Source organism: Mariniblastus fucicola (assembly GCF_008087665.1).
Classification (GTDB): domain Bacteria; phylum Planctomycetota; class Planctomycetia; order Pirellulales; family Pirellulaceae; genus Mariniblastus; species Mariniblastus fucicola.
Genome location: NZ_CP042912.1, coordinates 3,696,893 through 3,719,138 on the forward strand (window position 1 = coordinate 3,696,893; position 22,246 = coordinate 3,719,138).

The 22,246-nt window shown below is 52.6% G+C and carries 19 protein-coding genes; 14 read left to right on the plus strand and 5 right to left on the minus strand.

From position 1 onward, the window contains the following. Positions 1-208 precede the first annotated feature (208 nt). The 5 genes from MFFC18_RS13535 to MFFC18_RS13555 all read left to right on the plus strand — a co-directional run bounded on the left by MFFC18_RS13535 (position 209) and on the right by MFFC18_RS13555 (position 8,318). Complete coding sequence (locus tag MFFC18_RS13535; RefSeq protein ID WP_075086061.1) at positions 209-3,316, plus strand: VWA domain-containing protein; 3,108 nt, start codon at positions 209-211, stop codon at positions 3,314-3,316. 93 nt (positions 3,317-3,409) lie between these two features. Continuing rightward, on the plus strand, positions 3,410-4,408 hold the full coding sequence (locus tag MFFC18_RS13540) for an AAA family ATPase (RefSeq protein ID WP_075086060.1): 999 nt from the start codon (positions 3,410-3,412) through the stop codon (positions 4,406-4,408). Positions 4,409-4,605: 197 nt separating this feature from the next. After that, entirely contained in the window at positions 4,606-5,478 is an 873-nt protein-coding gene (locus MFFC18_RS13545; RefSeq protein WP_315849996.1) for a DUF58 domain-containing protein, read from the plus strand. Further along, positions 5,475-7,487 carry a vWA domain-containing protein gene (locus MFFC18_RS13550; protein ID WP_075086058.1) on the plus strand — a complete coding sequence of 671 codons (2,013 nt, stop codon included), beginning with the start codon at positions 5,475-5,477 and terminating at the stop codon, positions 7,485-7,487. Before MFFC18_RS13545 ends, MFFC18_RS13550 begins: the two co-directional genes overlap by 4 nt. 147 nt (positions 7,488-7,634) lie before the next feature. Continuing rightward, positions 7,635-8,318: a hypothetical protein gene (locus tag MFFC18_RS13555; protein ID WP_075086057.1), complete on the plus strand. Its 684-nt coding sequence runs from the start codon at positions 7,635-7,637 to the stop codon at positions 8,316-8,318. 76 nt (positions 8,319-8,394) lie between these two features. Here the strand turns inward: MFFC18_RS13555 and MFFC18_RS13560 are convergent, their stop codons facing one another. Further along, positions 8,395-9,066 (minus strand): metallophosphoesterase, encoded by a 672-nt coding sequence (locus MFFC18_RS13560; RefSeq protein ID WP_075086056.1) that lies wholly within the window; start codon positions 9,064-9,066, stop codon positions 8,395-8,397. 106 nt (positions 9,067-9,172) lie between these two features. Further along, entirely contained in the window at positions 9,173-10,039 is an 867-nt protein-coding gene (locus tag MFFC18_RS13565; protein ID WP_148618867.1) for a hypothetical protein, read from the minus strand. A 124-nt stretch (positions 10,040-10,163) separates the two neighbouring features. Between MFFC18_RS13565 and MFFC18_RS13570 the strand changes: the two genes are divergently transcribed. The 4 genes from MFFC18_RS13570 (at position 10,164) to MFFC18_RS13585 (ending at position 13,427) form a co-directional block, all read left to right on the plus strand. Next, positions 10,164-10,418: a hypothetical protein gene (locus tag MFFC18_RS13570; RefSeq protein WP_075086054.1), complete on the plus strand. Its 255-nt coding sequence runs from the start codon at positions 10,164-10,166 to the stop codon at positions 10,416-10,418. Positions 10,419-10,545: 127 nt separating this feature from the next. Continuing rightward, complete coding sequence (locus tag MFFC18_RS13575) at positions 10,546-11,379, plus strand: TatD family hydrolase (RefSeq protein ID WP_075086053.1); 834 nt, start codon at positions 10,546-10,548, stop codon at positions 11,377-11,379. A gap of 17 nt (positions 11,380-11,396) precedes the next feature. Next, a complete protein-coding gene (locus MFFC18_RS13580) occupies positions 11,397-12,671 on the plus strand; it encodes a hypothetical protein (protein ID WP_202907578.1) in 1,275 nt (424 codons plus the stop codon). Between the two features lie 558 nt (positions 12,672-13,229). Next, a complete protein-coding gene (locus MFFC18_RS13585) occupies positions 13,230-13,427 on the plus strand; it encodes a cold-shock protein (RefSeq protein ID WP_075086051.1) in 198 nt (65 codons plus the stop codon). Positions 13,428-13,814: 387 nt separating this feature from the next. Here the strand turns inward: MFFC18_RS13585 and phoU are convergent, their stop codons facing one another. Both phoU and MFFC18_RS13595 read right to left on the minus strand, forming a co-directional pair. Then, positions 13,815-14,537, minus strand: coding sequence for a phosphate signaling complex protein PhoU (phoU, locus tag MFFC18_RS13590; protein WP_157665235.1), 723 nt, complete (start codon positions 14,535-14,537; stop codon positions 13,815-13,817). A 142-nt stretch (positions 14,538-14,679) separates the two neighbouring features. Beyond that, positions 14,680-15,693, minus strand: a complete 1,014-nt coding sequence (locus MFFC18_RS13595) for a sensor histidine kinase (RefSeq protein WP_148618868.1) — start codon at positions 15,691-15,693, stop codon at positions 14,680-14,682. 325 nt (positions 15,694-16,018) lie between these two features. Here MFFC18_RS13595 and MFFC18_RS13600 point away from each other — a divergent pair, with 325 nt between their 5' ends. The 3 genes from MFFC18_RS13600 (at position 16,019) to MFFC18_RS13610 (ending at position 19,495) form a co-directional block, all read left to right on the plus strand. Next, entirely contained in the window at positions 16,019-17,155 is a 1,137-nt protein-coding gene (locus tag MFFC18_RS13600; protein WP_075086048.1) for a glycosyltransferase family 2 protein, read from the plus strand. Between the two features lie 52 nt (positions 17,156-17,207). Further along, positions 17,208-18,404: a glycosyltransferase family 4 protein gene (locus MFFC18_RS13605; protein WP_075086047.1), complete on the plus strand. Its 1,197-nt coding sequence runs from the start codon at positions 17,208-17,210 to the stop codon at positions 18,402-18,404. A gap of 113 nt (positions 18,405-18,517) precedes the next feature. Next, positions 18,518-19,495, plus strand: a complete 978-nt coding sequence (locus MFFC18_RS13610) for a lysylphosphatidylglycerol synthase domain-containing protein (RefSeq protein WP_157665234.1) — start codon at positions 18,518-18,520, stop codon at positions 19,493-19,495. Between the two features lie 27 nt (positions 19,496-19,522). On the opposite strand, the gene MFFC18_RS13615 is transcribed toward MFFC18_RS13610, so the two are convergent. Next, a complete protein-coding gene (locus MFFC18_RS13615; protein ID WP_075086045.1) occupies positions 19,523-20,065 on the minus strand; it encodes a heme NO-binding domain-containing protein in 543 nt (180 codons plus the stop codon). 298 nt (positions 20,066-20,363) lie between these two features. Between MFFC18_RS13615 and MFFC18_RS13620 the strand changes: the two genes are divergently transcribed. Beyond that, complete coding sequence (locus MFFC18_RS13620; RefSeq protein ID WP_084417369.1) at positions 20,364-21,848, plus strand: sigma-54-dependent transcriptional regulator; 1,485 nt, start codon at positions 20,364-20,366, stop codon at positions 21,846-21,848. Positions 21,849-21,885: 37 nt separating this feature from the next. Then, complete coding sequence (locus tag MFFC18_RS13625) at positions 21,886-22,245, plus strand: Hpt domain-containing protein (protein ID WP_075086044.1); 360 nt, start codon at positions 21,886-21,888, stop codon at positions 22,243-22,245. Position 22,246 lies beyond the last annotated feature (1 nt).

A 22,246-nucleotide genomic window follows, 5' to 3' on the forward strand; every position in this document is an offset into this window, starting at 1 on the left:
AATATGCTACCCGGGAAAGCTCCAGAAAGTTTGACGATTTTTACGATCGTTCGACAATCCTGAAACCCACTGAACGAACTGTCTTTGTATCGGCCCTCAAGCAACGGGAACGGATTGTTGCTATATTAATGGAACTGGCGTGGTTTGATGGGGTTTCGAAAAATCTGGGCTTGTTCCCCGGACGACACCCTCGGAACGGAGAAACCAAATGGACCTCGGATTTGAAGTACGATTTGATCGCCCTTGGTTTTTGCTTTTGTTGCTACTGTTGCCTGTCATTTGGGTCTACAGTTTCAACAGCCTTGCGGGGCTTGGACGCTTCCGTCGCTGGTTTGCAATCCTGCTACGTTCTGCAGTCCTGACCATTCTTGTTTGCGCACTGGCTCAGATGCAGTGGCAGCAAAAGACCGATCGGCTGACGGTCATCTATCTTTTGGATCAAAGCGAAAGTATCCCGGTCGAGCAACGCGACTTGATGCTGCAATACGCCGCGAAAGAAGTCCGGGCTCACCGACGCAAAAACACAAACGACATGGCGGGAGTCATCATCTTTGGCACGACAGCCAAGATTGAGAGTGCTCCTTTTGATGGCGACATCCCGACGATCGGCGAAATCGAATCGGACTTTGACCTCAACCGCGACAAGACGTCGATCGAGTCGGCGCTGAAGCTTGCTCGTGCGTCGTTCCCTGAAGGAACGGCTCGCCGTGTCGTGATCGTCACCGATGGAAACGAGAACGTGGGCGACTCGTTGTCGGTCGCTCAATCAATGGCCGAAGACGGAATTGGCATCAACGTCCTCCCGATTAACCGTCTGGCAAGTGACGATGTGGCGGTTGAGAAAATTGTGCTGCCCTCGGAACTTCGCCGCGGTCAGGAATTCGAAGCTCGTGTCGTGGTCAACAATCAGACGACTGATCCCGATGCTGATCCGGTCAAAGGCCGATTGGTGCTGACGCCGACGTCCAAGAACTCCGATCTGCCCGTGATCGAGCATGAGGTTGAATTGAAGCCGGGAAAGAACATCGTTGGCTTCAACCATAAGATCGACCAGGCTTCAATTTTCACATTCGAGGCGAAGTTCGTTCCGGACGATGAGAAATCGGATCTGATCAAACAGAACAATCGCGCGACGGCGTTTTCGCATGTCCGTGGCAAGGGACGTGTTTTGCTGATCGAAGACGGTTTTTACCCCGGAGAGTTTCAGAGCCTGATTCAGACGCTGCAGTCGAATTCAATCGAAGTCGACGTGATCTCAACCAAGGAACTGTACTCGTCAGCGGCTGAACTTTTGCAATACGACTCGGTGATTTTGGGCAACGTGCCGCGAGCGTCAGGCAGTGATGAACCGAGCGACCAACCGGCAGAGGTCGAATCGTTTAGTAACGCTCAAATTCAAATGTTGGTCGACAATTGCGAGCAATTCGGATGTGGGCTGGTGATGATCGGTGGCGATCGCGCTTTGGGGGCTGGAGGCTGGTCGAATTCGCCGCTCGAAAAAGCCATGCCTGTCGATTTCCAGATCAAGAACGACAAGGTTTCCGCCGTCGGTGCGTTGGCGATGATGATGCACGGTTGCGAGATGGCGAACGCGAACTATTGGCAGGTGCAAATCGCGAAGGAAGCCCTTTCGGTCCTCGGCCCAATGGATTACTGCGGGGTGATTGACTGGAGTGACTGGGGCGGAAAGCCTCGCTGGCTATGGAAGCTTCCCAAGGGCGTGGATCGCGTTTACGGGAACCGCAAGCGGATGAAGGGCATGGTCAGCCGGATGAACACTGGTGACATGCCAGACTTCAACGCGCCGATGAAAGTCATGCTGGCCGGTTTGAAGAACGTCGATGCGTCGATGAAGCATGTGATCATCATCAGCGACGGTGATCCAACTCCTCCGACCAAGGCTTTGTTGCAGAAGTTCATCGATGCGAAGATCAAAATTTCAACTTGTGCCGTCGGTACGCACGGACCGGCCGGCAGTACGCCGCTAAAGAATATTGCCAAGACCACGTCTGGGAATTACTACGTGATCAAAGACGCGCGTGCTCTTCCTCAGATCTATCAACGCGAAGCTCGTCGCGTGGCCAAACCCGTGATTCGAGAATCAGCGACTGGATTCAGTGTCATTCAGACGCCGCAGGGCGCATCTCATGAGATTCTACAGGGCATTGATTTGGAGTCGATGCCTCCGTTTCTTGGTTACGTGATGACGACGATCAAAAAGAACAGTCTGGTCGAACAGTTGGCGGTGTCGAGCGATCCGGATGACGGTGGCGAAAATTCGACGTTGTTGGCGACGTGGCGATTCGGAAACGGTCGAGCGACAGCGTTCACGTCCGACGGAGGTCACAAGTGGACTTCGCAGTGGCTGGACACGGGGCAGTACGACAAAATGTTCGTTCAGGCGATTCGCCACTCGATGCGTCCGATCACCGAAAGTGCCAACTTCAGTGTGGCGACGGAACATCGCGACGGCCGCGTTTCGGTGACCGTGACGGCGTTGGACGAAGATGACAACTTCATTAACTTTCTGGACATCGCTGGAACAGGAATCGGTCCGGACGGCAAGTCGATGCCGCTGCAGTTTCAACCCGCAGGCCCTGGTCGTTATGTGGCTGAATCGGCAGCCAATGGCGATGGAAACTTTCTGGCCTCGATCTTCCCCGGTGAAGGCTACGAGCGTTTGACGACGGGCGTCAACATCTCTTACTCGTCGGAGTATTCGGATCGGGAATCGAATCTGGCGTTGATGCAGTCGTTGGCTCAGTACAAACCCCGTGGTGGAAAAGAAGGCGATGTCATAGAGGGCGATTTGAGCAAGTCAGGCTTTGATCAGTTGCTTGAGTACAACAACTTCACACCGACGCTTACCGCGGCGATCAATATCGAAGACATCTGGCCGTTCCTGGTCGTTCTGTGTGGACTCACTTTTGTCGCCGACGTGTTCATCCGACGTGTCGCGGTGACGTTTGAGTGGGTTCCAGCTGCCTGGAGCGTACTGCTGGAGGCGTTTGGGCTGAAGAAAGAACGTCAGGATGCACCGGCGAGCATTTCGCGTTTGCAAAGCCGTAAAGCGGAAATCGAAAAAGACATCGAGTCGCGTCGGGCGGCAACGAAATTCGAAGCCGATCCGGAGATTCAAGTCAGCGGCAAGCAACAGTTGGAGGACGTTTTGGCCAGCGAGATTGCTAAAACTCCGGCTCCTCCGCCGAAGATTGAGCGGAAGGAAAAGGACGAGGAAGAGCAATACACTTCCCGACTGTTGGCAGCGAAAAAGAAGGCCCAAGAGAAACAAAATCGGGGCAAGAAAGACAGCTGAACGCGTTCAGCTGCGACTTCCAACCGACGTCAACGAATTGCCACTTAACCAAGATACGAACGTAACCGACTACTGTTAGGCGAAACCAAAGACATGAATGACGAACTGCACTTTGAACAACAGGCGACCAAATTTCGCGATCGATACACTGCCGTAAAAGACGAAGTCGGCAAAGTGATTGTGGGTCACGACGAAATCGTCCACGGCGTGCTGACTTGCATGATGATCGGCGGGCACTGTTTGCTCGAAGGAGCTCCGGGGCTTGGTAAGACGTTGCTGGTCTCAACTTTGTCCAAAGTCCTGGACCTGGATTTCAACCGAATTCAGTTCACACCTGACCTGATGCCTGCCGACATTCTGGGAACGAACATGGTGGTCGAGAATCCCGATGGCGGGCGATCGTTCCAGTTTCAAAAGGGACCGATTTTCACGCAAATTTGCCTGGCGGACGAAATCAACCGCGCGACTCCAAAGACACAATCGGCGATGCTGGAAACGATGCAGGAAGGAACCGTGACGGCGTCCGGAACGCGCTATGTTTTGAAAAAGCCGTTCTTTGTTTTGGCGACACAGAACCCGATCGAACAGGAAGGAACCTATCCGCTGCCGGAAGCTCAGTTGGACCGATTCCTTTTCAAACTGAACGTCGGTTATTCGAATCGTGAAGAACTTTCGACGATTCTTGATCGGACGACCAAGGGCGAAAAAATTGAGCCGCAGAAGATCATGGGCGGAGAAGAAATCCTTGAGTTGCAGGAGTTGATTCGCAAAGTCATCATCGCAGATCACCTGACGGACTACATTGTCCGACTGACGTTGGCGACTCATGCGGAAGGGCCGCTTGCTGCCGACGTTACCAATCGCTACATCCGCTGGGGTTCGAGTCCTCGTGGTGCTCAGACGATCGTTTTGGCATCGAAGGTACGTGCGTTGTTGGAAGGACGGTTCAACGTCAGCTTCGAAGACGTTCGTCGCGTGTTTTTGCCGGCGCTTCGCCATCGTGTGATTCCAAACTTTGAGGCACAAGCGGAAGGGGTTACTTCGGATCAGGTTTTGCTTGAGCTGCTCGATGCTGTTCCGGAAAAAGAGTAGAGGGAGAGCCAGGGAAGTGGAACGAGTTCGCATCTGAGTCGACGTTGATCTGAATTTCGAATGCGAAACTGGACTCGATACCGAGTCCTCGATGCTCGGTCATAATTCACAGGCAAAATTCGCAATCGAAAACTACACACCGAATCCGAAAACCAAAAAACATGGTCCATACCGCTTCACTCGTCGAAAATGAACCTTTGCTCTCCCCAGCTCTTCTGGGCCAGCTTGAGCGAATGGAACTGATCAGTCGCAAAATCTTTCGGGGACGAATGAAAGGCGAGCGACGTAGCAAGCGAAAAGGTCAATCGGTCGAATTCGCTGACTTTCGAAATTACGTCGCCGGAGACGATTTGCGTTTCATCGACTGGAACCTGTACGCCAGACTCGACAAACTGTTGCTCAAGCTGTTTCTTGAAGAAGAAGACCTGCATTTCTACTCGTTAATTGACGTCAGCGATTCAATGCAGTTCGGCAACCCCAGCAAACTGCATTACGCCAAACAGCTCGCCGCATCGTTGGGCTACATCGGCCTCTGCCGCAGCGATCGAGTCAAAATCGAAGCTCTCGACGGTGCCACGTCCAGCGGTGCACCTGTCTTTCGCGGAAAACGTTCGATGGCCCGAATGTGTGACTATGTGCAGTCACTGCAATCGACGGCGGCGAACGTGACTCTCACGGATGCAGTCAAATCGTTTTGCCTAAGAAATCGCGGCAAGGGAATTTTGGTTCTGATCAGCGACCTGATGGACAAAACTGGATACGAACAGGCCCTGAAATTCCTCGTAGCACAGAACATGGATGTCTACGTGATTCACGTGCTCTCGCAGGAAGAAATTGATCCAGAAATTCTCGGCGACCTGAAGCTGGTCGATTGCGAGGACGGTGACATCGCTGAAATTTCGGTCAGCCAACGACTGATCGACAAATACCGCGCGACACTGGCGACCTTCATTGAACAGGCTCGAGACTTTTGCTCGAAGCGCGGGATCGTTTATACGATGACCAGCACTGAACGTTCGGTTGATCGACTTGTTTCACGCTACTTGCGACATCAAGGATTGGTGAAATGAACTGGAGCTGGATCGACAATGCACTGCCAGCGTGGCAATGGGTTCTGTTGGGGCTCGTTCCCCCGATCATCTTTCTGTTGTACTTCCTCAAGCTGCGACGGACACCGGTTGAAGTCCCCAGTACGTACCTGTGGACCAAGGCACTGGAGGACTTGCATGTAAACAGTCTCTGGCAACGGCTGCGCAACAACCTGCTGATGTATCTTCAGCTGTTGCTGGCGCTGCTACTGTTGCTCAGTTGCCTGCGTCCGGGCTGCAAAGGCACCGAACTGACAGGGGAAAGATTCATCTTCCTGGTGGATCAGTCCGCCAGTATGTCAGCGATCGATACGCCCGAAGGCATCAGTCGACTGGACGTCGCGAAGGACGAAACGATCAAGCTGATTGATCAAATGAAGTCTGGTGATTCCGGCATGGTCATCGCGTTCTCTGACGTGTCACGAACCGTTCAGTCCTACACGACGAATCACACTGCACTCAAAAGCAAAGTTCGCGACATCGAACAAACGCAACGCGGAAGTGACATGATGGAAGCGTTGACGGCAGCTTCCGGTTTGGCAAACCCCGGCCGTACCAGTGACCGTGAATCGAACCGCGACGTCCAGGTGGCTGAAGGGAAACCGGCACGCATGTTCATCCTCAGCGATGGTGCAATCCGTGATGTTCCCGATTTCTTCCTGGGCAATCTTACGCCGGACTACCGGCCAATCGGAGCCGTATCGCCGCCGAACAATGTCGGTATCGTTGCGCTTTCAATCAGCGACCCACTGGAAAACGAAAGTCAGTTGCAATGTTATGCCCGGCTGTTTAACTCCGACGACGAAGACCACACCGTCGACGTCACGTTGAAGGTTGCCGGCGAAGTCTTCGATGCGGAGCAGGACGTTGTCGTTCCGCGAAACAATGCGACAGGACTGGTTTTCGACATGACGAACCTGCTGGATGATCTGGACGAACCGCGGAAAGTCGAACTGTTGATCGAAACGCCAGACGTCTATCTCCAGGACAATACGGCGTGGGCAGTCGTCAATCCGCCGCGCGAGGCCAATGTACTGATCCTTTCGGACAATAATGAGTATCTGGATTTCGTATTGGAAACGAAACGGATTTCAAAACTGGCAAACATATTTAGCGAGCTTCCCGAGTACAAAGATGATCCGAAGTACAAGGAGCAGACAACGCTGGGCTTTTTCGATCTGGTCATTTTCGACCGATGTGCTCCGAAAGAGATGCCGCTGTGCAACGCGGTCTTTTGGGGATCCAAGCCGCCAACAGATGAATGGAAAATCGGCGAGTTGACTGAGCCGACGGCTCTGATCGACACCGACAACTCCCATCCGTTGATGGCCGCTGTGCAGATGGGCAACGTCAGCATTCTCAAGAGCTCGACTGTCGAAGGACCTCGCGGCAGCGTTGATCTGCTCGACGGCGGCGATGGCCCAATCATGGCCGTCGGTGGACGAGGCGGATTTCAGGATTTGGTGATCGGTTTTCCGATGTTGGAAATGAATGATGAGCTGGACGTTTCGGTGAATACTGACTGGATGACGAAGCTCAGCTTTCCGCTGTTCATACAGAACGTTGTCGTTGAACTTGGCAACGGCAAGAATTTCGCGGCAGCCATCGGAGGCAGTCCTGGAGAAATCCTGAACTTCCGGACTTCATTGCCTTTCGAGTCCGTAACGGTCACCTCGCCGGAAGGTCGCAAGTCGAAACTGGCTCCGCGTCCCGACAACACTTTCGTTTTGACCGGCACGAAAGATAGTGGCATCTATTCCATTCAGTCGCCTGACCAGGAAAGTCCAGACTTGCTGTTGCCAATCAACCTGTTCGACCGCAACGAGAGCAATCTAACGGTCCGCGACAAACTGGTGTTGGGTTACGAAGAAGTCACCGGCGAAGCAAAACGCGAGCAGACTCGAAAACAGTACTGGACGTGGTTTTTGCTGGCGGCGTTGGTCGTGTTGATGGTTGAGTGGTACGTGTACAACCGAAGAGTGCTGATTTAGGTTTTGCCGCGACAAACCCTGAATTCCACAATTCTTTCCGGGACCAGCCGACTGGAACTTTTTCTGCGGGAGATTTGCGGGCAGGCAGGTTCTTACGTGAGATGGAGCATTTCACGGAAATGCGATCAACGTACACGGAGCCCCGCAATGCCTAAAACCAATTCGCTGCACCAGCACCTCATAATCGCCGGAACATTCATCGCAATGCTGTTCGGTTCCACCATAGTCAAAATACCATCATCACATGCGGACTCTGTCGACTTCATCGCCGCTGCCGATGGCGACGTTTTAACTTTCGGAGGTGACTCAATCGACACCGTCGATACTCGGCTTCAATTTCAACAGTCTGGCGGGCTGATTCGAAACGTAATCCTTGAATTCGATATCGGCGACTTAAGCCCTAACGCAGTGATCAACTCCGCAAGTTTAAACGTGGTCAAAGATGGGAACCTCGCAAACACCGGCAGCAATCCGGCACCGGTTGAGATTTTCGGATACGTCGGCGACGGAAACATCACTCTCGGCGACTATGATGCACCGGCTTCCTCGTTGGGATCTGGTGAAATCATTTTGGGTTTGTCGAACGGAACCGCTTTGGACTTCACACTCGATACAGTCTTGATTCAGGCGATCGCGGATTCAACCGGTCTGCTAACGCTGCGTCTGGAAACGAACAACTTTGCCACCGTCAACTTTGCTTCGACCGAGACCACCACTGCGTTCGCGCCACCCACGTTGACGCTTGAGATCAGCGCTGTACCTGAACCTTCATCAGCGATTTTAATCGCAGGGTGGCTGGCTGGATTCTGCGCGATTCAGCGACGGAAGTAAGTACGGAATTAGTACGGAGTCGCTCAACCAAACGTCCAGGCAACTTGGACGGGAGCCATTGACCGCGTTCAGAAAGCTATTTGGCAACTAGCTGGTCAACGCGGACTTCACCTTTTTCGTTGGCTTGCCAAATTTTGCCAGACTCGACATCAAGCGCTGTTAGCCATTGATCGCCATAGCAAAAAGTATCGATGACTTTCAGGTGCCCCATATCAAGAATCTCGCCATCGGTTTGAGGCGTGTGGCCGAGGACTGCAATTTTATCATTCATGTGAGGACCCGGCGGGAACTCGTTGACGTGCTGCCAAAACATGACATCGTCCGGTTGCTCGTTCAGCGGAATATAGGGGTCATAGCAGGCGTGGACGAAAAAGTGACTGTCGGTTTCATGGAACCGCAAGCAGTGGCTGAGGAACGTCAAATGATCCTGAGGAATGTTTTGCAAACGCCCACCATAGCTGGCAACGGTAGCCTGTCCTCCGTGCATCAACCAAAAATCAAGATCCTTGCCACCATTTTGAAGGCCCTTGAACATCATGATTTCATGGTTCCCAATCAACGGAACGAGCCGACATCGCGACACCAGATGGATCAGAGTCTCGATGACTTGCGACGATCCCATTCCGCGATCGACATAATCACCGAGAGTAACAATTTTATCGTCACCAGTGACGTCGATTGATTCCAGCAAGCGGTTGAGCGAAATACCGCATCCGTGGATATCACCGATTGCAATCGTCCGGGCCATATGAGAAGGGAAGTTAAGTGAAAAGGTAGCGATGTGGTGTTGGCAAGATTCGGGATTATAGGTCGAGTGGACCAAAATCGACAAGCGAGATTAACGCCCGCGAATTCTATGGGGATCTGACAAATGCAATTTTGGTGCGAATTGTCGCGGCATCCAAACGTTTTTCCAGCGACAAACCGCCAAGCTCGACAGGCTTTGCTCTTGTTAGAACCGGCGCGACATTTGAATTTAGCTGCACAGCCTTGCCTTTGACTCGACAGGCGAGACGAATGTTTCCAAAATAGCGAAACGCAGGTTTTTGGCTGTCACGACCAACGACTGCCTGACCAACAGGCCGGTCTGACTCTTCTTCGACCTGAGGTTTCAAAATTTCCAAAAAATTCCTGTCAGTGATCGACAGTTCCGTTGCTTTGGTTGTCGACAGCGTGGCTCGGAAAGTGATTTGCATGGCGACATGATGTCGCGAAGAATTGGAAACGGTTGTTTCATCGAACGTGATCGGGCGGCCGTTTGAAGCGATCTGCAGGTTTTCACAAACGGCACCCGAAAGTCGGTCGCACAGCAAACTCACTAGCTCCGTCTGAAATTCAAGCGGGGCTGCAAATTCAGAATCCTGCACGCCGGAAGTATCGGGTTCTCCCTCGACCGGTGCTTCGGTTGGCCCAGTCAACTCGTCGGAGGCTTGAGTCAAGGAACTGGTTTCAGAAGAGCTTACCGACTCGAGTTCGGCGATGGACTTTCGAAAACGAGCTTCGTCAGCGTCGTCCAACTTCTCTGCTCGCACCAGCCAATCGACGATCGTTTCATCTGCGAGGCCCAGCGAATATTTGATTTCGACATCCTGACCGCGAACGATGACGTCAATGGATCGCTCGATGTGGCCTGTTTCGAACTCGTGCGCATCCGCCAACGTGACCCACGATATGGACAAAATGATCGCGATCACGATCCGGTGAAAAAGTTTAGCGTGCATGATTTTCATTATCGTACCGTTGTGACGAAAAGTCACCCGTTTTCCTCTGGCAGCGGGCAGTTATCATAGGGATAGTTCGCGGCATGCCTGTCGCTTCCTCACTCAGTTGATTCGGACCAGACTAATGGACGCCAAAGAAACTCTCGATCGCGAATTCCTGGAAATACGTTCAAGGATTCTGGATGTTGCTTCCGCCATGGATCGAATCCAAAGAGCCGATGGCGATGTCGCCGACGACCCACGTATGCAAAAATTGAACGAAGCAATCCGAATCGCGATGTCGTCCGATGGCCACCGGGCTGAGAAAGTTCAGTTGCTGTTCTCTCGAGAATACGACGAGCACTGGAAAGAGCAGTTCTCGCTTCCTTCGGCGACATAATTCGGACGTCGAGCATCTCGATTGCATCTTGCTGTTTGCCCACGACCGGGGCAACTCATCCACTACCTGTTGCTGACAGTAGTTCAGCAAACGGCTCACTACCACCATCTGATCCAGAAACTTCCACATGTACTATATCGATCCACACCTTCACATGGTGTCGCGGACAACGGACGATTATGAAACTCTTGCCCGCATGGGATGTGTCGCGATTAGCGAACCGGCGTTTTGGGCCGGGTTTGATCGTGGATCGGTCGACGGGTTCCGGGATTACTTTCGACAACTAACCGAAGTCGAACCCAAACGTGCCGCGCAATTTGGCATCAAACATTTTACGTGGCTGTGCATCAACGCCAAAGAAGCGGAAAACGTTGAGTTGTCACGTGAAGTGTTGGCGATGATTCCGGAGTTTCTCGACTGCGACAACGTCCTCGGAATCGGGGAAATCGGACTGAATCGAAACACTCCCAACGAGGCCACGATCTTTCAGGAGCATGTGCAGTTGGCCGTCGAACACGATCAGCAAATCCTTATTCACACGCCTCACCTCGAAGACAAATTTCAGGGCACGCGAATGATCCTGGATATGCTGGGCGATCACTCTGGCATCGACCGTTCAAGAGTCCTGGTGGATCATGTCGAAGAGCACACGGTCAAAGCCGTTCTTGACGCCGGATTCTGGGCCGGGATGACGTTGTATCCGGTTACCAAGTGCACGCCTGCTCGAGCGGTGGATATCATCGAAATGGTTGGCTCTGAAAGACTGTGCGTGAACTCCGCGGGCGACTGGGGGCCATCGAAGCCGACCGCTGTTCCGGATTTGGTGATGGAGATGCGTCGCCGTGGGCATGCAGAGTCCTTGATTCGAAAGATCGTCTACGAAAACCCTTACACGTTTTTCAGTCAGAGCAAAAAGTTCGAGCTCCGCGATCCCGCCAGCAGAAACGGGTTCGACGTGTGAACGTTTTCCGAATCAGTTTGAGCGTTCTGTTCGGCATCCTGGCGATCGCCGTTTTGACCGACGCCACCACGTTGGCCCAGACTGACAGGAACAGCCCGCCGATCAATTACGAATCAACCAAGCCCGATGACAACGTCGCGCGATTGGCGGAGAAACTGGCAAACAGCGAAGTGGAACTCCAATGGGATGAGAAACATGGCTGGCTACCGTCGTTTCTTGAAGCCCTCGATATACCGTCGACTTCGCAAACGCTTGTGTTCTCCAAGACAAGCCAACAGAATCGAAAGATTCGCCCCAGCTCGCCGCGAGCGATCTACTTCAACGACAACGTCTACCTTGGCTTCGTGCAGCAGGGAGATTTTTTGGAAATCGCAGCGGTCGATCCGAAACAGGGAGCGATTTTCTATACCGTCGATCAGCACAACAGCAAGCAACCAATGATTGCGCGATCGTCCGAACAATGCATGTCCTGTCACGAAAGCCACAAGACTCAGGACGTTCCCGGCTTTCTTGTTCGATCGGTGTACCCCAAGAAGAGCGGCCATCCAGATTTTCGTTTGGGGACCGAGCACACTGACCACACGACTCCGCTACAAAACCGTTTCGGCGGTTGGTATGTGACGGGGCATCACGGCGGTATGCGACATCGCGGAAACGTTTTTGTTGACGAAAGCCAAGAAGGCAACCTCGATCGAGAGTCCGGAGCTAACCTGAATCGGCTTCCATCGGTCGCGCGTCCTGAACTGCACCTCGAACCCACCAGCGATATCGTCGCGTTGATGTTGCTGGAACACCAGACTCAATTCCACAACTTCGTCACTCAGGCTTCGTGGACTGCTCGGCAAGCGTTGCACCAACAGGCGACGATGAACGAACTGTTCGAACGAACCGCGGACTATCGCAGCGACACAACCCAACGGCGACTTGATTCCGCGGCGAGCGAACTGGTCGAGTATCTGTTCTTCGCCAATGAGTTTAAATTGACTTCTCCGGTGAAAGGTCGCTCGGAGTTCGCAGAAAGTTTTATGAGCAAAGGAGTTCGCTGCTCGCAGGGAAGAAGCCTTCGCGATCTGGACTTGCAAACGCGGATGCTAAGGTATCCTTGCAGCTACTTGGTCTATACAGAATCATTCAACGCGTTGCCCAAACCGATTCTTGAGATCGTTAAGGTAAAGATGCTGGCCGTGCTTCGCGAAGAAAACGACAGCGAGACGTTTGCACATCTCGGGGCCCGCGATCGAAAGGCCATTCTGGAGATTCTTGGCGAGACGCATCCATTGTTTCGGGACTGAAAGTCTCGTTGCAACATCGAATTACAAACCTTGTCCGGACTACCGCTTGTAAGTTCTGACTTGAATCGTCCCGAGATTCGACAACGATTCCAAATGCTTATCGGTCAATTCGCCGTTAGAATCGTAGAGACGCAACAATTGCAAAAATAAATGTCTCCGAGTCGTTCGTTTCTGGCTTGCCGTGCTGAATCGCTCTAAAACGCGTATTGCACTGAAAAAGACAGCGTTTTAGTGAGTGCTACCGATGACAGTGCACGCAAACGAAAGTGAAAACTGGTTTATTGGACGTTTTCTGCAAGCAGTAAGCAGTAACCCGGCTTGTCAATTTGTCTCATCGGTCAATAATGCTCGCGATGCTTCGACATTTCGAAGGACTAAGTTTAACAACGCTGCCGCTTACTTTTTGGCAAGTGATGTCGAATGTGAACTGGTTGTCTGATTTTTCGTAACATCACCGATGTGGGAAGCGCCCATCATCGGAACAGTTCGGTTCCACATTTTCTTACGACCCAGTGTCGTAAACGGAACCATCACATTTGAATTTGAGAGATATCTAAAATGGCTGAAGGCACGATCAAGCGACTTACTGACAAGGGCTTTGGATTCATCGACGTAGGAACCAACAAAGACCTGTTCTTTCACTCTTCCAACGTTGAAGGAACCTCTTACGAGCAACTTCGTGAAGGACAGAAAGTTACGTTCAACGAAGGCCGAGGACAAAAAGGTCCTTGCGCTGAAAACGTCACTCCTGTGTAGTGCGTCGAAATAGAAGCCACGGACTGCACATGAATCTCCGATTCAAAATGGGTTGTCCGTGACTCTCTTTGCCAGATTCCTTCGCGTCGGACCGTTTGGTTCACGCGTATGGATCTGATGAACCTCTTGAGTCGCTAATCTTGCGACGGCTATTCTGGCAACAACTACTCTTAAGCCAGACTTCTTATTTCCACCGCATGGTCCGACTCTGCTTTAACGTTGTTGCTGCCGACCGAGCAGCAATCGTCTCTTCAAGCCACACGCCTCCGACTGACGCATAACGACAGACATTGCACGGAACGCCAACCTTTAACTAGACATCTGACGGACGCGCTGGCTCATCCGAAAAACAACCACAGAACCCGGGATCGTCGCGCTGTGGAAAACTTATCGCTTGGCGTTGAACGAACCGTCAATTCCGAATCGCCCGTCGGCTGGAGCGCCAATCTGATCAAAAATTTTGTGTTGGTGACGCAAGATCTCACCGTTGACCAAATACATCACGTCTTCCGCAATGTTCGTTGCATGGTCGCCGATACGTTCAATAATTCGTGAGGCGGAGAAGATGTGAAGTTGCCCGCTAAGTAAATCCGAAGCTTGTTTCATCTGATCCGTGATGCTGACAATCAGTTCACGATTCATTGCGTCCAACTGATCGTCGCGGTGGCAAACTCTTTGCGCCAGTGCAACATCCTTCTCCTGCAAGGCCCGATGCGCATCGCGAACCATACTGAGCGAATAGCGAACCATCTCCGCCAGTTCGGTCGGAATTGCCAATTGCTCATATTCGCGCAATGCTTCGGCGCGTTCGGTGAGGTTCAACGCGAGGTCGCCGATTCTTTCCAGGTCGCCATTGACCTTCAAGATCGTCGCAGCCAGCCGCAAATCGGAAGCCGCAGGGTGGTGCAGGGCGATCGTCGCCAGACAGGCTTCCTCAATTTTGACTTCGCGATCATTGATCGTTCGCTCCAGAGTCTGCACCTGAGCCACCGCGTCGTCACAACGGTCTTCAATACTCCTGAGCCCCAACTCAACCATCTCCTCAACCTGCTCTGATTGAAGTAAAAGCTCGTCGAGAATATTTGCCAGTATCTTTTCCAAACGTGTCATCATGCCCTCCAAGACCAAATGTTAAGACTTCTTAACACGCTTCATATTAGAAAGATTACCACGAAAAGCAATAGCAGTCCTGCCGCTGGCCCGCGGGAGTCAGTTAAATGCATCGAAATGTTATGTTTTGATGCAAGCACGATCAAACGTAGACTTCGGGCGCGCCGTTGATTGGAATCCGAATCTGAAAGGTAGTGCCCTCGCCGACAACCGAGTCAAATGACATGGTTCCCCGATGCAGCTTTACGACAATGCGATAGCTAATCGAAAGCCCTTGTCCGGTGCCTTCGCCAACTCCTTTGGTTGTGAAGAAAGGATCGAAGACACGATGCTGTATCTCTTCCGGGATGCCGCAGCCGGTATCTGAAATTTCCACCACAGCATAATTCCCATCTCGATGCGTCCGGACGGTGAGCACGGACTTGAGGCCAGCGGTGTCGCCGGACATGGCGTTGGCTGCGTTGACGATCAAATTCAGTAGCGCCTGGCTAAGCTCGCCCGGCAGGCAGCTAATCAATGGCAGGTCGTCACTGAGTTCTCTAACGAGTTGAACGTGGTACTTCCATTCGCTACGAGAAACACTCAACGTTGCCTCGATCAATTGATTCAGATCGACTTTCTCGAACGATCGAGAACCTGGATGGGAGAAAACTTTCATGGCTCGTACGATTCGAGTCAAAGTTTTCGTCCCGTCGAGAGCCTGGGTTGCCGCCAAAGGGATTTCTTCGCGGAGGAAATCGAGGTCAATCTGGTCGCAAAGTTTGTCAATTGCCTGAACGTCATCTTCAAGAATGTCTGCTGACTGGCATTTTTCAAGCAGCGTGTCAACTGCCGCCAACAGCGACTCGACGTCGTCAAAGCCTGACTTGAGAAAGTTGATATTGTCGCCAACGAACTGAATTGGCGTGTTGAGCTCATGGGCCACTCCAGCGGCCAGTTGGCCAACAGATTCCATTTTCTGACCAAGTGCCAACTGGTTTTCGAGAGCCTTGCGACGTTCAAGATCCGCTCTGGCCCGGACAACTTCTTTCTCCAGCTTGATCGCCAACGCAGCCAGTTTCTGGTTCGACAGGTAGAGCTCGCGACTTCTTTCCTCCAACAAGTCCTCTGCCTGCTTTCGACCGATCCGTTCCCGTTCAAAAAAACGGCGGTACATCTCTGCCTCGCAGTCTTCGGAACAGTTGATTGTTGATTCTTTATTCACGCGGAATTTGTCGTATGGATTGCCAGTTCGTTACCACGCGAAGTGTAAGTCACCGCTAGATCGTCGAAGACAGTAATCTTTTCCGGTAAACAGTACCGGGACGCTGAAATTGCTTCAGTCCACGGATTTTGAACAACCAGTCCAACTGGTACAGCCCATCAAAAACACGGTAGCTATTACAGGATTGGCTTCTGGCACGGCCAATGCCTAAAGGGTTTGACAGTGACAGCCCAAGTCACCGCCCATCAGAAATCATCAAACTCATGAGGACATCGCCATGAAGACCCGCACCGAAATGTCACATTCCAATCAGCACCAGGCAGACGAATTTTACGCCACCGCCCGAAACCGTTTTCAGTCCAACCGTACACCGGAGATTTCGTTTGTCATTCCGGCGATGAACGAAGAGGCTTCTCTGGCTCAACTGGTGATGCGAATCGAAGCCAACGTCGATACGGACAACTTCGAAATCATCCTGATCGACGACGGCAGCACCGACGATACGTGGGTTGTTATTCAGGCACTTGCGGACGTTTACGACTACGTTCGCGGACTTCGGTTTCGCTCAAACCGCGGCAAAGCAGCTGGCTTGCAGGCCGGTTTCGATATTGCCGAAGGAGATTTGATCTTCACGATGGACGCGGACCTTCAGGACGATCCCAAAGAGATTCCTCGCTTCATCGAGAAAATCAACGAAGGCTACGATTTGGTCAGCGGCTGGAAAGCTGTCCGCCATGATCCATGGCACAAGGTTTTGCCAAGCCGCATCTTCAATCGAATGTTGAGCTATTTCAGCAATGTGAAGTTGCACGATCACAACTGCGGATTCAAGTGTTACCGCCGCGAAGTCGCGAAATCAATCAAGCTCTTTGGAGAGCTTCACCGCATGGTTCCTTCGCTGGCCGGCATGCAGGGTTACAAGGTCGCCGAAATCGTGGTGGAGCATCACGCTCGCAAGTTCGGTGTCTCAAAGTATGGCGTAGAACGCTTCATCCGTGGCTTCAGCGACATGCTGACTATGGGTTTTCTGAGAGTCTACGGCGAGCGCCCATCTCACTTCGCAAACTTCTGTGCTTTCGGATATGGCGTCTTTGCAACTTGCTTGGCTGTAGCCAGTCTGATCATCGGAATTCCGACAACAGCCGGCATCGTAACTCTAATGACCGCATTAATTTTCTCCGGTATGGGCGGAGCCTGCGTGATTGCGGGACTGTTCTGCGAGCTGATGATTCGCCAGAACAGTCCCGCGCAGGTCTCCTCAGTCGTCGTCGACACTCGCGAAGATTTCAAATTGCAAGCCAGCAAGCTTCGCGATGGTGAATTGCAGGCTGATGAATGCGAGCACACCGAATCGCAGCAACTTGATTCACTGCAGTTCGAAAATCAGGAAGAACTTGGAACTCTCTCAGCCTAATTCTTGCCTTCCTCCAAACACAAACTAACCCAACTCAACCGGATCCGGACCCATGAAAAACGCAACGCAAACTCAAAACATCCTTGTCATCACTTCCACCTATCCTCGCCACGAATCGGACTATGCAGTTCCATGGATGCGAGAAATCCATCGCCAACTTAGAGATGAAGGCCACGAAGTCACTGTCATGGCCCCATCGTACAAAGGGCTTAAGTCACACACGCTCGATGACATCAAAGTCAAACGATTCCGCTACGCTCCGGCAAACATCGAAACACTGACTCACGAAGAAGGTGCCACCTACAAAGTTCGCAAAGCGTACATGCAATTTCTGGCGATCCCGTACATCCTGATCGGGTGCCTCTATGCAGCCTGGTTGGCGTTCCGCGGCAACTATGACGTAATCCACGTGCACTGGCCATTCCCCCACGGACTGATGGGACAGGTGGCTCGTTTCGTAAGCGGCAAGCCTTTGGTTCTGATGTCTCATGGAGCCGAGTTTTCTCTCGCCCGACGCAAGAAATGGGTAATTCCTTTCCTGCGACAGTCGCTTCGTTCGGCGGACATGTGCATCGCCAACAGTTCGGACACAGCGTCCAAGGTCATGGAAATGAGCGGCCAACCGTGCCACGTTTTGCCATACGGCACCACCGTCAGCGCTGCCGATGTTCAGGCTGAACCGGCCGCCAAGCCTCGCGTGCTTTTTACTGGCCGCTTGATCGAACGAAAAGGTCTGGAGTATCTGCTGCAAGCCGTCCCTATGGTGTTGTCGCAAGTTCCCGACGCAGACTTTATTATCACCGGAGACGGTGATCAGCGAGAACGTCTCGAGTCACTGTGCGAAGAACTGAACCTGAGCGATGCAGTTAATTTCCTGGGCTTTGTTTCCAAAGAAGAATTGGCTCAGCAGTACGCGATGTGCAACGTGTGGGTGAACCCGGGAATCATCGACAGCTGGGGCGACGCCGAGGGCTTGGGGATCGGTTCGATCGAAGCCTACAGTTACTTCAAGCCAGTGGTTGCCAGTCGCGTCGGAGGAATTCCGGACACGATTCGCGACGGAGAAACTGGCTATTTGGTTCCGCAAAAGGACCCGAACGCGTTGGCCGAGGCGATCTGTGATTTACTGACCAATCCGGAAAAGAGCCGTGAGTTTGGCAAGGCTGGATTCAAATTTGCCAAGGAGACATTCTCCTGGAAGCGAATCGTTGGCGAACTTGAAAAACTCTACGCGACAGCAGCGGCTTAGTCGCTCTTCAAGTTTCGTTAGCCCGGGTCACATCAACCTGGGTTGCCAAGCGAGCTTTCATCGCCTCGCATTTCATGAATCGAATCGCTCCAACTCTTTCTCAAAGCCCTCCCATGAACAGTCCAATTGTTATCGAGTCTGCCGAAACACCGAAACGCCGCTCTCGGCTAGTCTCAGTCGCCAAGTCAGCCGTCACCGCGGCCGTGATTGTGACGATTGCCGTCGCCGCCTGGAAACTGAATCAACAGCTCGATATCGCTACCTCGTTTCTGTCCGTTGGATTTGCACTGGGAACGGTTCTGGCGATCGCCTATCGAGCCGCCAATCCATACGGCTGGGCGTTGGTATTGCAAGGCATGGGTTACAACGTAAACGCGACCAACGCGACTCGAATCTGGTTGGTCGCGGAGTCACGTCGTTGGCTTCCGGGCGGAATCTGGGGATACGCGTCACGAGCCGTTGCATCGAAAGAGCTCGGGCTTACGAAGACAGTCGCTTCTGCTTCGATGGCCGTCGAATTGTTGGTAACGATCGCGGCGGCAGTAGTCGTAAGCCTTGCAGGTCTGCTGATTCACCAGCAACAACTAATGGCGACCGCATCGGAGCTGTTTGCAAAAACGGGAATGGACCTGAATCTGGTCTGGCTAACGGTCGTTGCAATCACAACAGCCTCAGTGGCGACATATTTGTTGCGACACAAGCTGACAAAAAAACTCGCTGGACTGACTGAGAAGTTTTCTGCGGTCCGCGGACTGGATTTGAACTTTGCAATATTCGCCAAAGCACTTGGCTACTTCGTGGTGATGGCGGCCATGAACGGGCTCGTAAATTCGGCTCTGTTGCAAGCGATTGATGCTCCGTCGGTTCCCTTGGTGGCCTTGATCGCGGCGACCGCAACCGCATGGATCATTGGGTTTTTCGCGTTCTTTTCTCCTGGCGGAATTTTGGTCCGCGAAGCCGCGTTGGCAGCGTTGCTTCTTCCGTGGCTGCCCTACGAAGCCGGATTTTCGCTGGCAATACTTTCGAGGTTTGCACAGATGATCGCGGAAGTCGTGTGCATGCTGCTGGCACTGCGGAAGCCGAAGTCATAGGGCCAGTGCCACATCGAGCACCGAGCATTACTCCCGCCGCATCAAAAATTTCGCATGCGACCCATCTCCCGGCGGAAGGTCCTCTCGTGTCATCTCAATCGGATCGTCAAAATGTTCAATCGCGGCGGCAATCAAACCTTCGGCCAAATCAGCAAACGGTCGCTTTGACTGATACACAACTTCCGATGTCTTTTCATCGATCTTTAGAAAACCGATCGTCGGCAATTCAGCATCGGGAAACAGTTTGCGAACTTCGACGTGAATTCGATTCTCAACCTGGCTCAGCAACTCCTCGGTCGTTTTAACATCGCCCAACGTAGCCGAATGGGCATCGACAAAGTGACTGAACAAGTGAGACCCAAACGCCTTAACCAGATCCGGAACGGGCGAGCCGGTTTTCTCCCCCAGCTTGACCACCATCGCGACCAGCTCGCCGGCGTCGTAGGTGCCGACCGAAGTGTAGCTGCCGCCGGACTCAGGGTTGGTTTCGGTTATCAACTGATCGGCCATCGCGAGGCCGAATTGGTCTTCGATGAATCCTAAAAACTCGGTGAAGATGACTCCCTTCATTGAAATCCTTTCAAAATTTCGTGGTGTTCACGTGATCCGATCTGATGAGGGAAACCCTAACGTGAGAATCCATTCTGTCCGTATCGCCAGTGAAACGCCAGTCCACGGAATTCGATGATGCTTTTTTACCACGCAGAACCCAGCCTTTTTGCCTGCGACGACATCCAATTGCCGTAATTTTTTCCGCATCGCAGGTTTCCGTGACATAACTTTTTACAGCCTTCCTCCGCTCCAAAGCTCAATCGTAACAGCGATTGCCCTCACCATTTCAACGTCTCGACCCTTCCCGGGCATTTTCATGGCCTTCAACGCAACCATCCAACACCAAAGCGGACACACACGTCGCGGCTCGGATAGTCCAGCGGATTCCCGATCGCAACCATCGCCAGAGCACGGACCCAAGGTCGGATCGATCGTTGCGATTGATGACGATCCGTTGACGCTCCGATTGTTGTCCGCACACCTTTCCAAAGCGGGCTATGATCATAAAACCGCAGACAACGGAACCGACGGTCTTGAACTGGTCGATGACTCAACTGCCGTTGTCGTCCTGGACTTGCGACTTCCGGATCTAAGTGGTTTTCAGATTCTCCAATATCTGAAAGAGCACCACGTCAACGTGCAAGTCATCGTTCTGACAGGTTCGGATCAAGTCAAGGACGCGGTGGAAGCCATGCGTGCCGGCGCGTTCCAATTCGTGACCAAGCCATTTGATCCCGATCAATTTCTGGTGTTCATCGACAAGGCGTTCAACTCCTGGAAAGTCGCCGACGAAAACACAAATCTTAAGTCTGCCCACAGTCAGAGCGTTCCTGTTCGCGAAATGGAATCGACTGCTGACGTCCATGTTCGTTTGATGCAACAGGTCGATCAAATCGCGTCACTGGATTCCACCGTTTTTATAGGAGGTGAAACCGGTACCGGAAAATCGACGATTGCCCGCATGATTCACCAACGGAGTAAACGGTCTGCTGGCCCGTTCGTCACCGTTAACTGTGCTTCCCTGCCACGCGACCTGATCCAATCTGAACTGTTTGGCCATACGAAGGGATCGTTCACCGGTGCGGTCACGGACCGAATCGGACACGCCGAAGTTGCCGATGGAGGCACCTTGTTTCTCGATGAGATCGGAGACCTGCCAATCGACTTGCAGCCAAAGCTGCTTACGTTCCTGCAAGAACGAACCGTTAGACGGTTGGGCGCATCGGAGTCCAACAAGGTGGATGTTCGACTGGTCGCGGCAACGCACCACGACCTCGCGGCACTCTGTCGCCAAGGCTTGTTTCGCCAAGACCTTTACTTTCGGCTTCTGGTTTTGAATCTGGAACTGCCGGCGTTGCGACATCGGACTGGTGAGCTTCCGAACATTGCGAACAGCATTATCGAAGCGGTCTGCGAACGGCAGGGAATCTCCAGAAAGACGATCTCCAGCCGCGCGATGGAGATGCTGGAGCAACATGCCTGGCCCGGCAACATTCGCGAACTGGAAAACGTGCTTGAACGCGCGACTGCGTTCGCAAAATCGGACGCGATCGAACCTCAGGACTTGTTGTTCAGCAACGCGGTCTTCGACCAGCGCACCTTGACGGAGTCGTCTCTGGAGCCAACTCCTGCAGCCATTGGATTTCAACTGGCCGGCAAGACGCTGGAGGAGATTGAGCGTGCGGCGATCATCGAGACGCTTGACATGCTCGGCGGAAACAAAGCCAAGTCCGCGAGAACGCTCGGCATCAGCGAAAAGAGCATCTACAACAAAATGAAGCGGCTGAAAATCGAATACTAACAATTTCTTTTTCCACGAATCCCGACTCCAGTATCACATGTCTATCATCGACCACAACAAGCTTCAGACCATGACCGCGGGCGACGAAGATCTGATCGCCGATTTGGCGATCATGTTCGTGCAACGCCTTCCAGCCCTTGCAGCCCGAATACGCATCGGCATCGAAACCGGAGACGTCGATCAAATTGAATCCGGAGCGCATCAGCTCAAGAGCCGCCTGAGCTATTTCGGAGCAACGGGACTTCGCGAACAAGCCATCGAACTAGAATCTGCGGCGCGGAAACGCGAGTCGGATCGCCTCGCAAAACTGCATACAGAACTGTTCGACGACGTGGACAAACTGATCGAAGAACTGCGGACGCTGACCAACCTGGCCCTCGAAGTTGACGACGATTAAG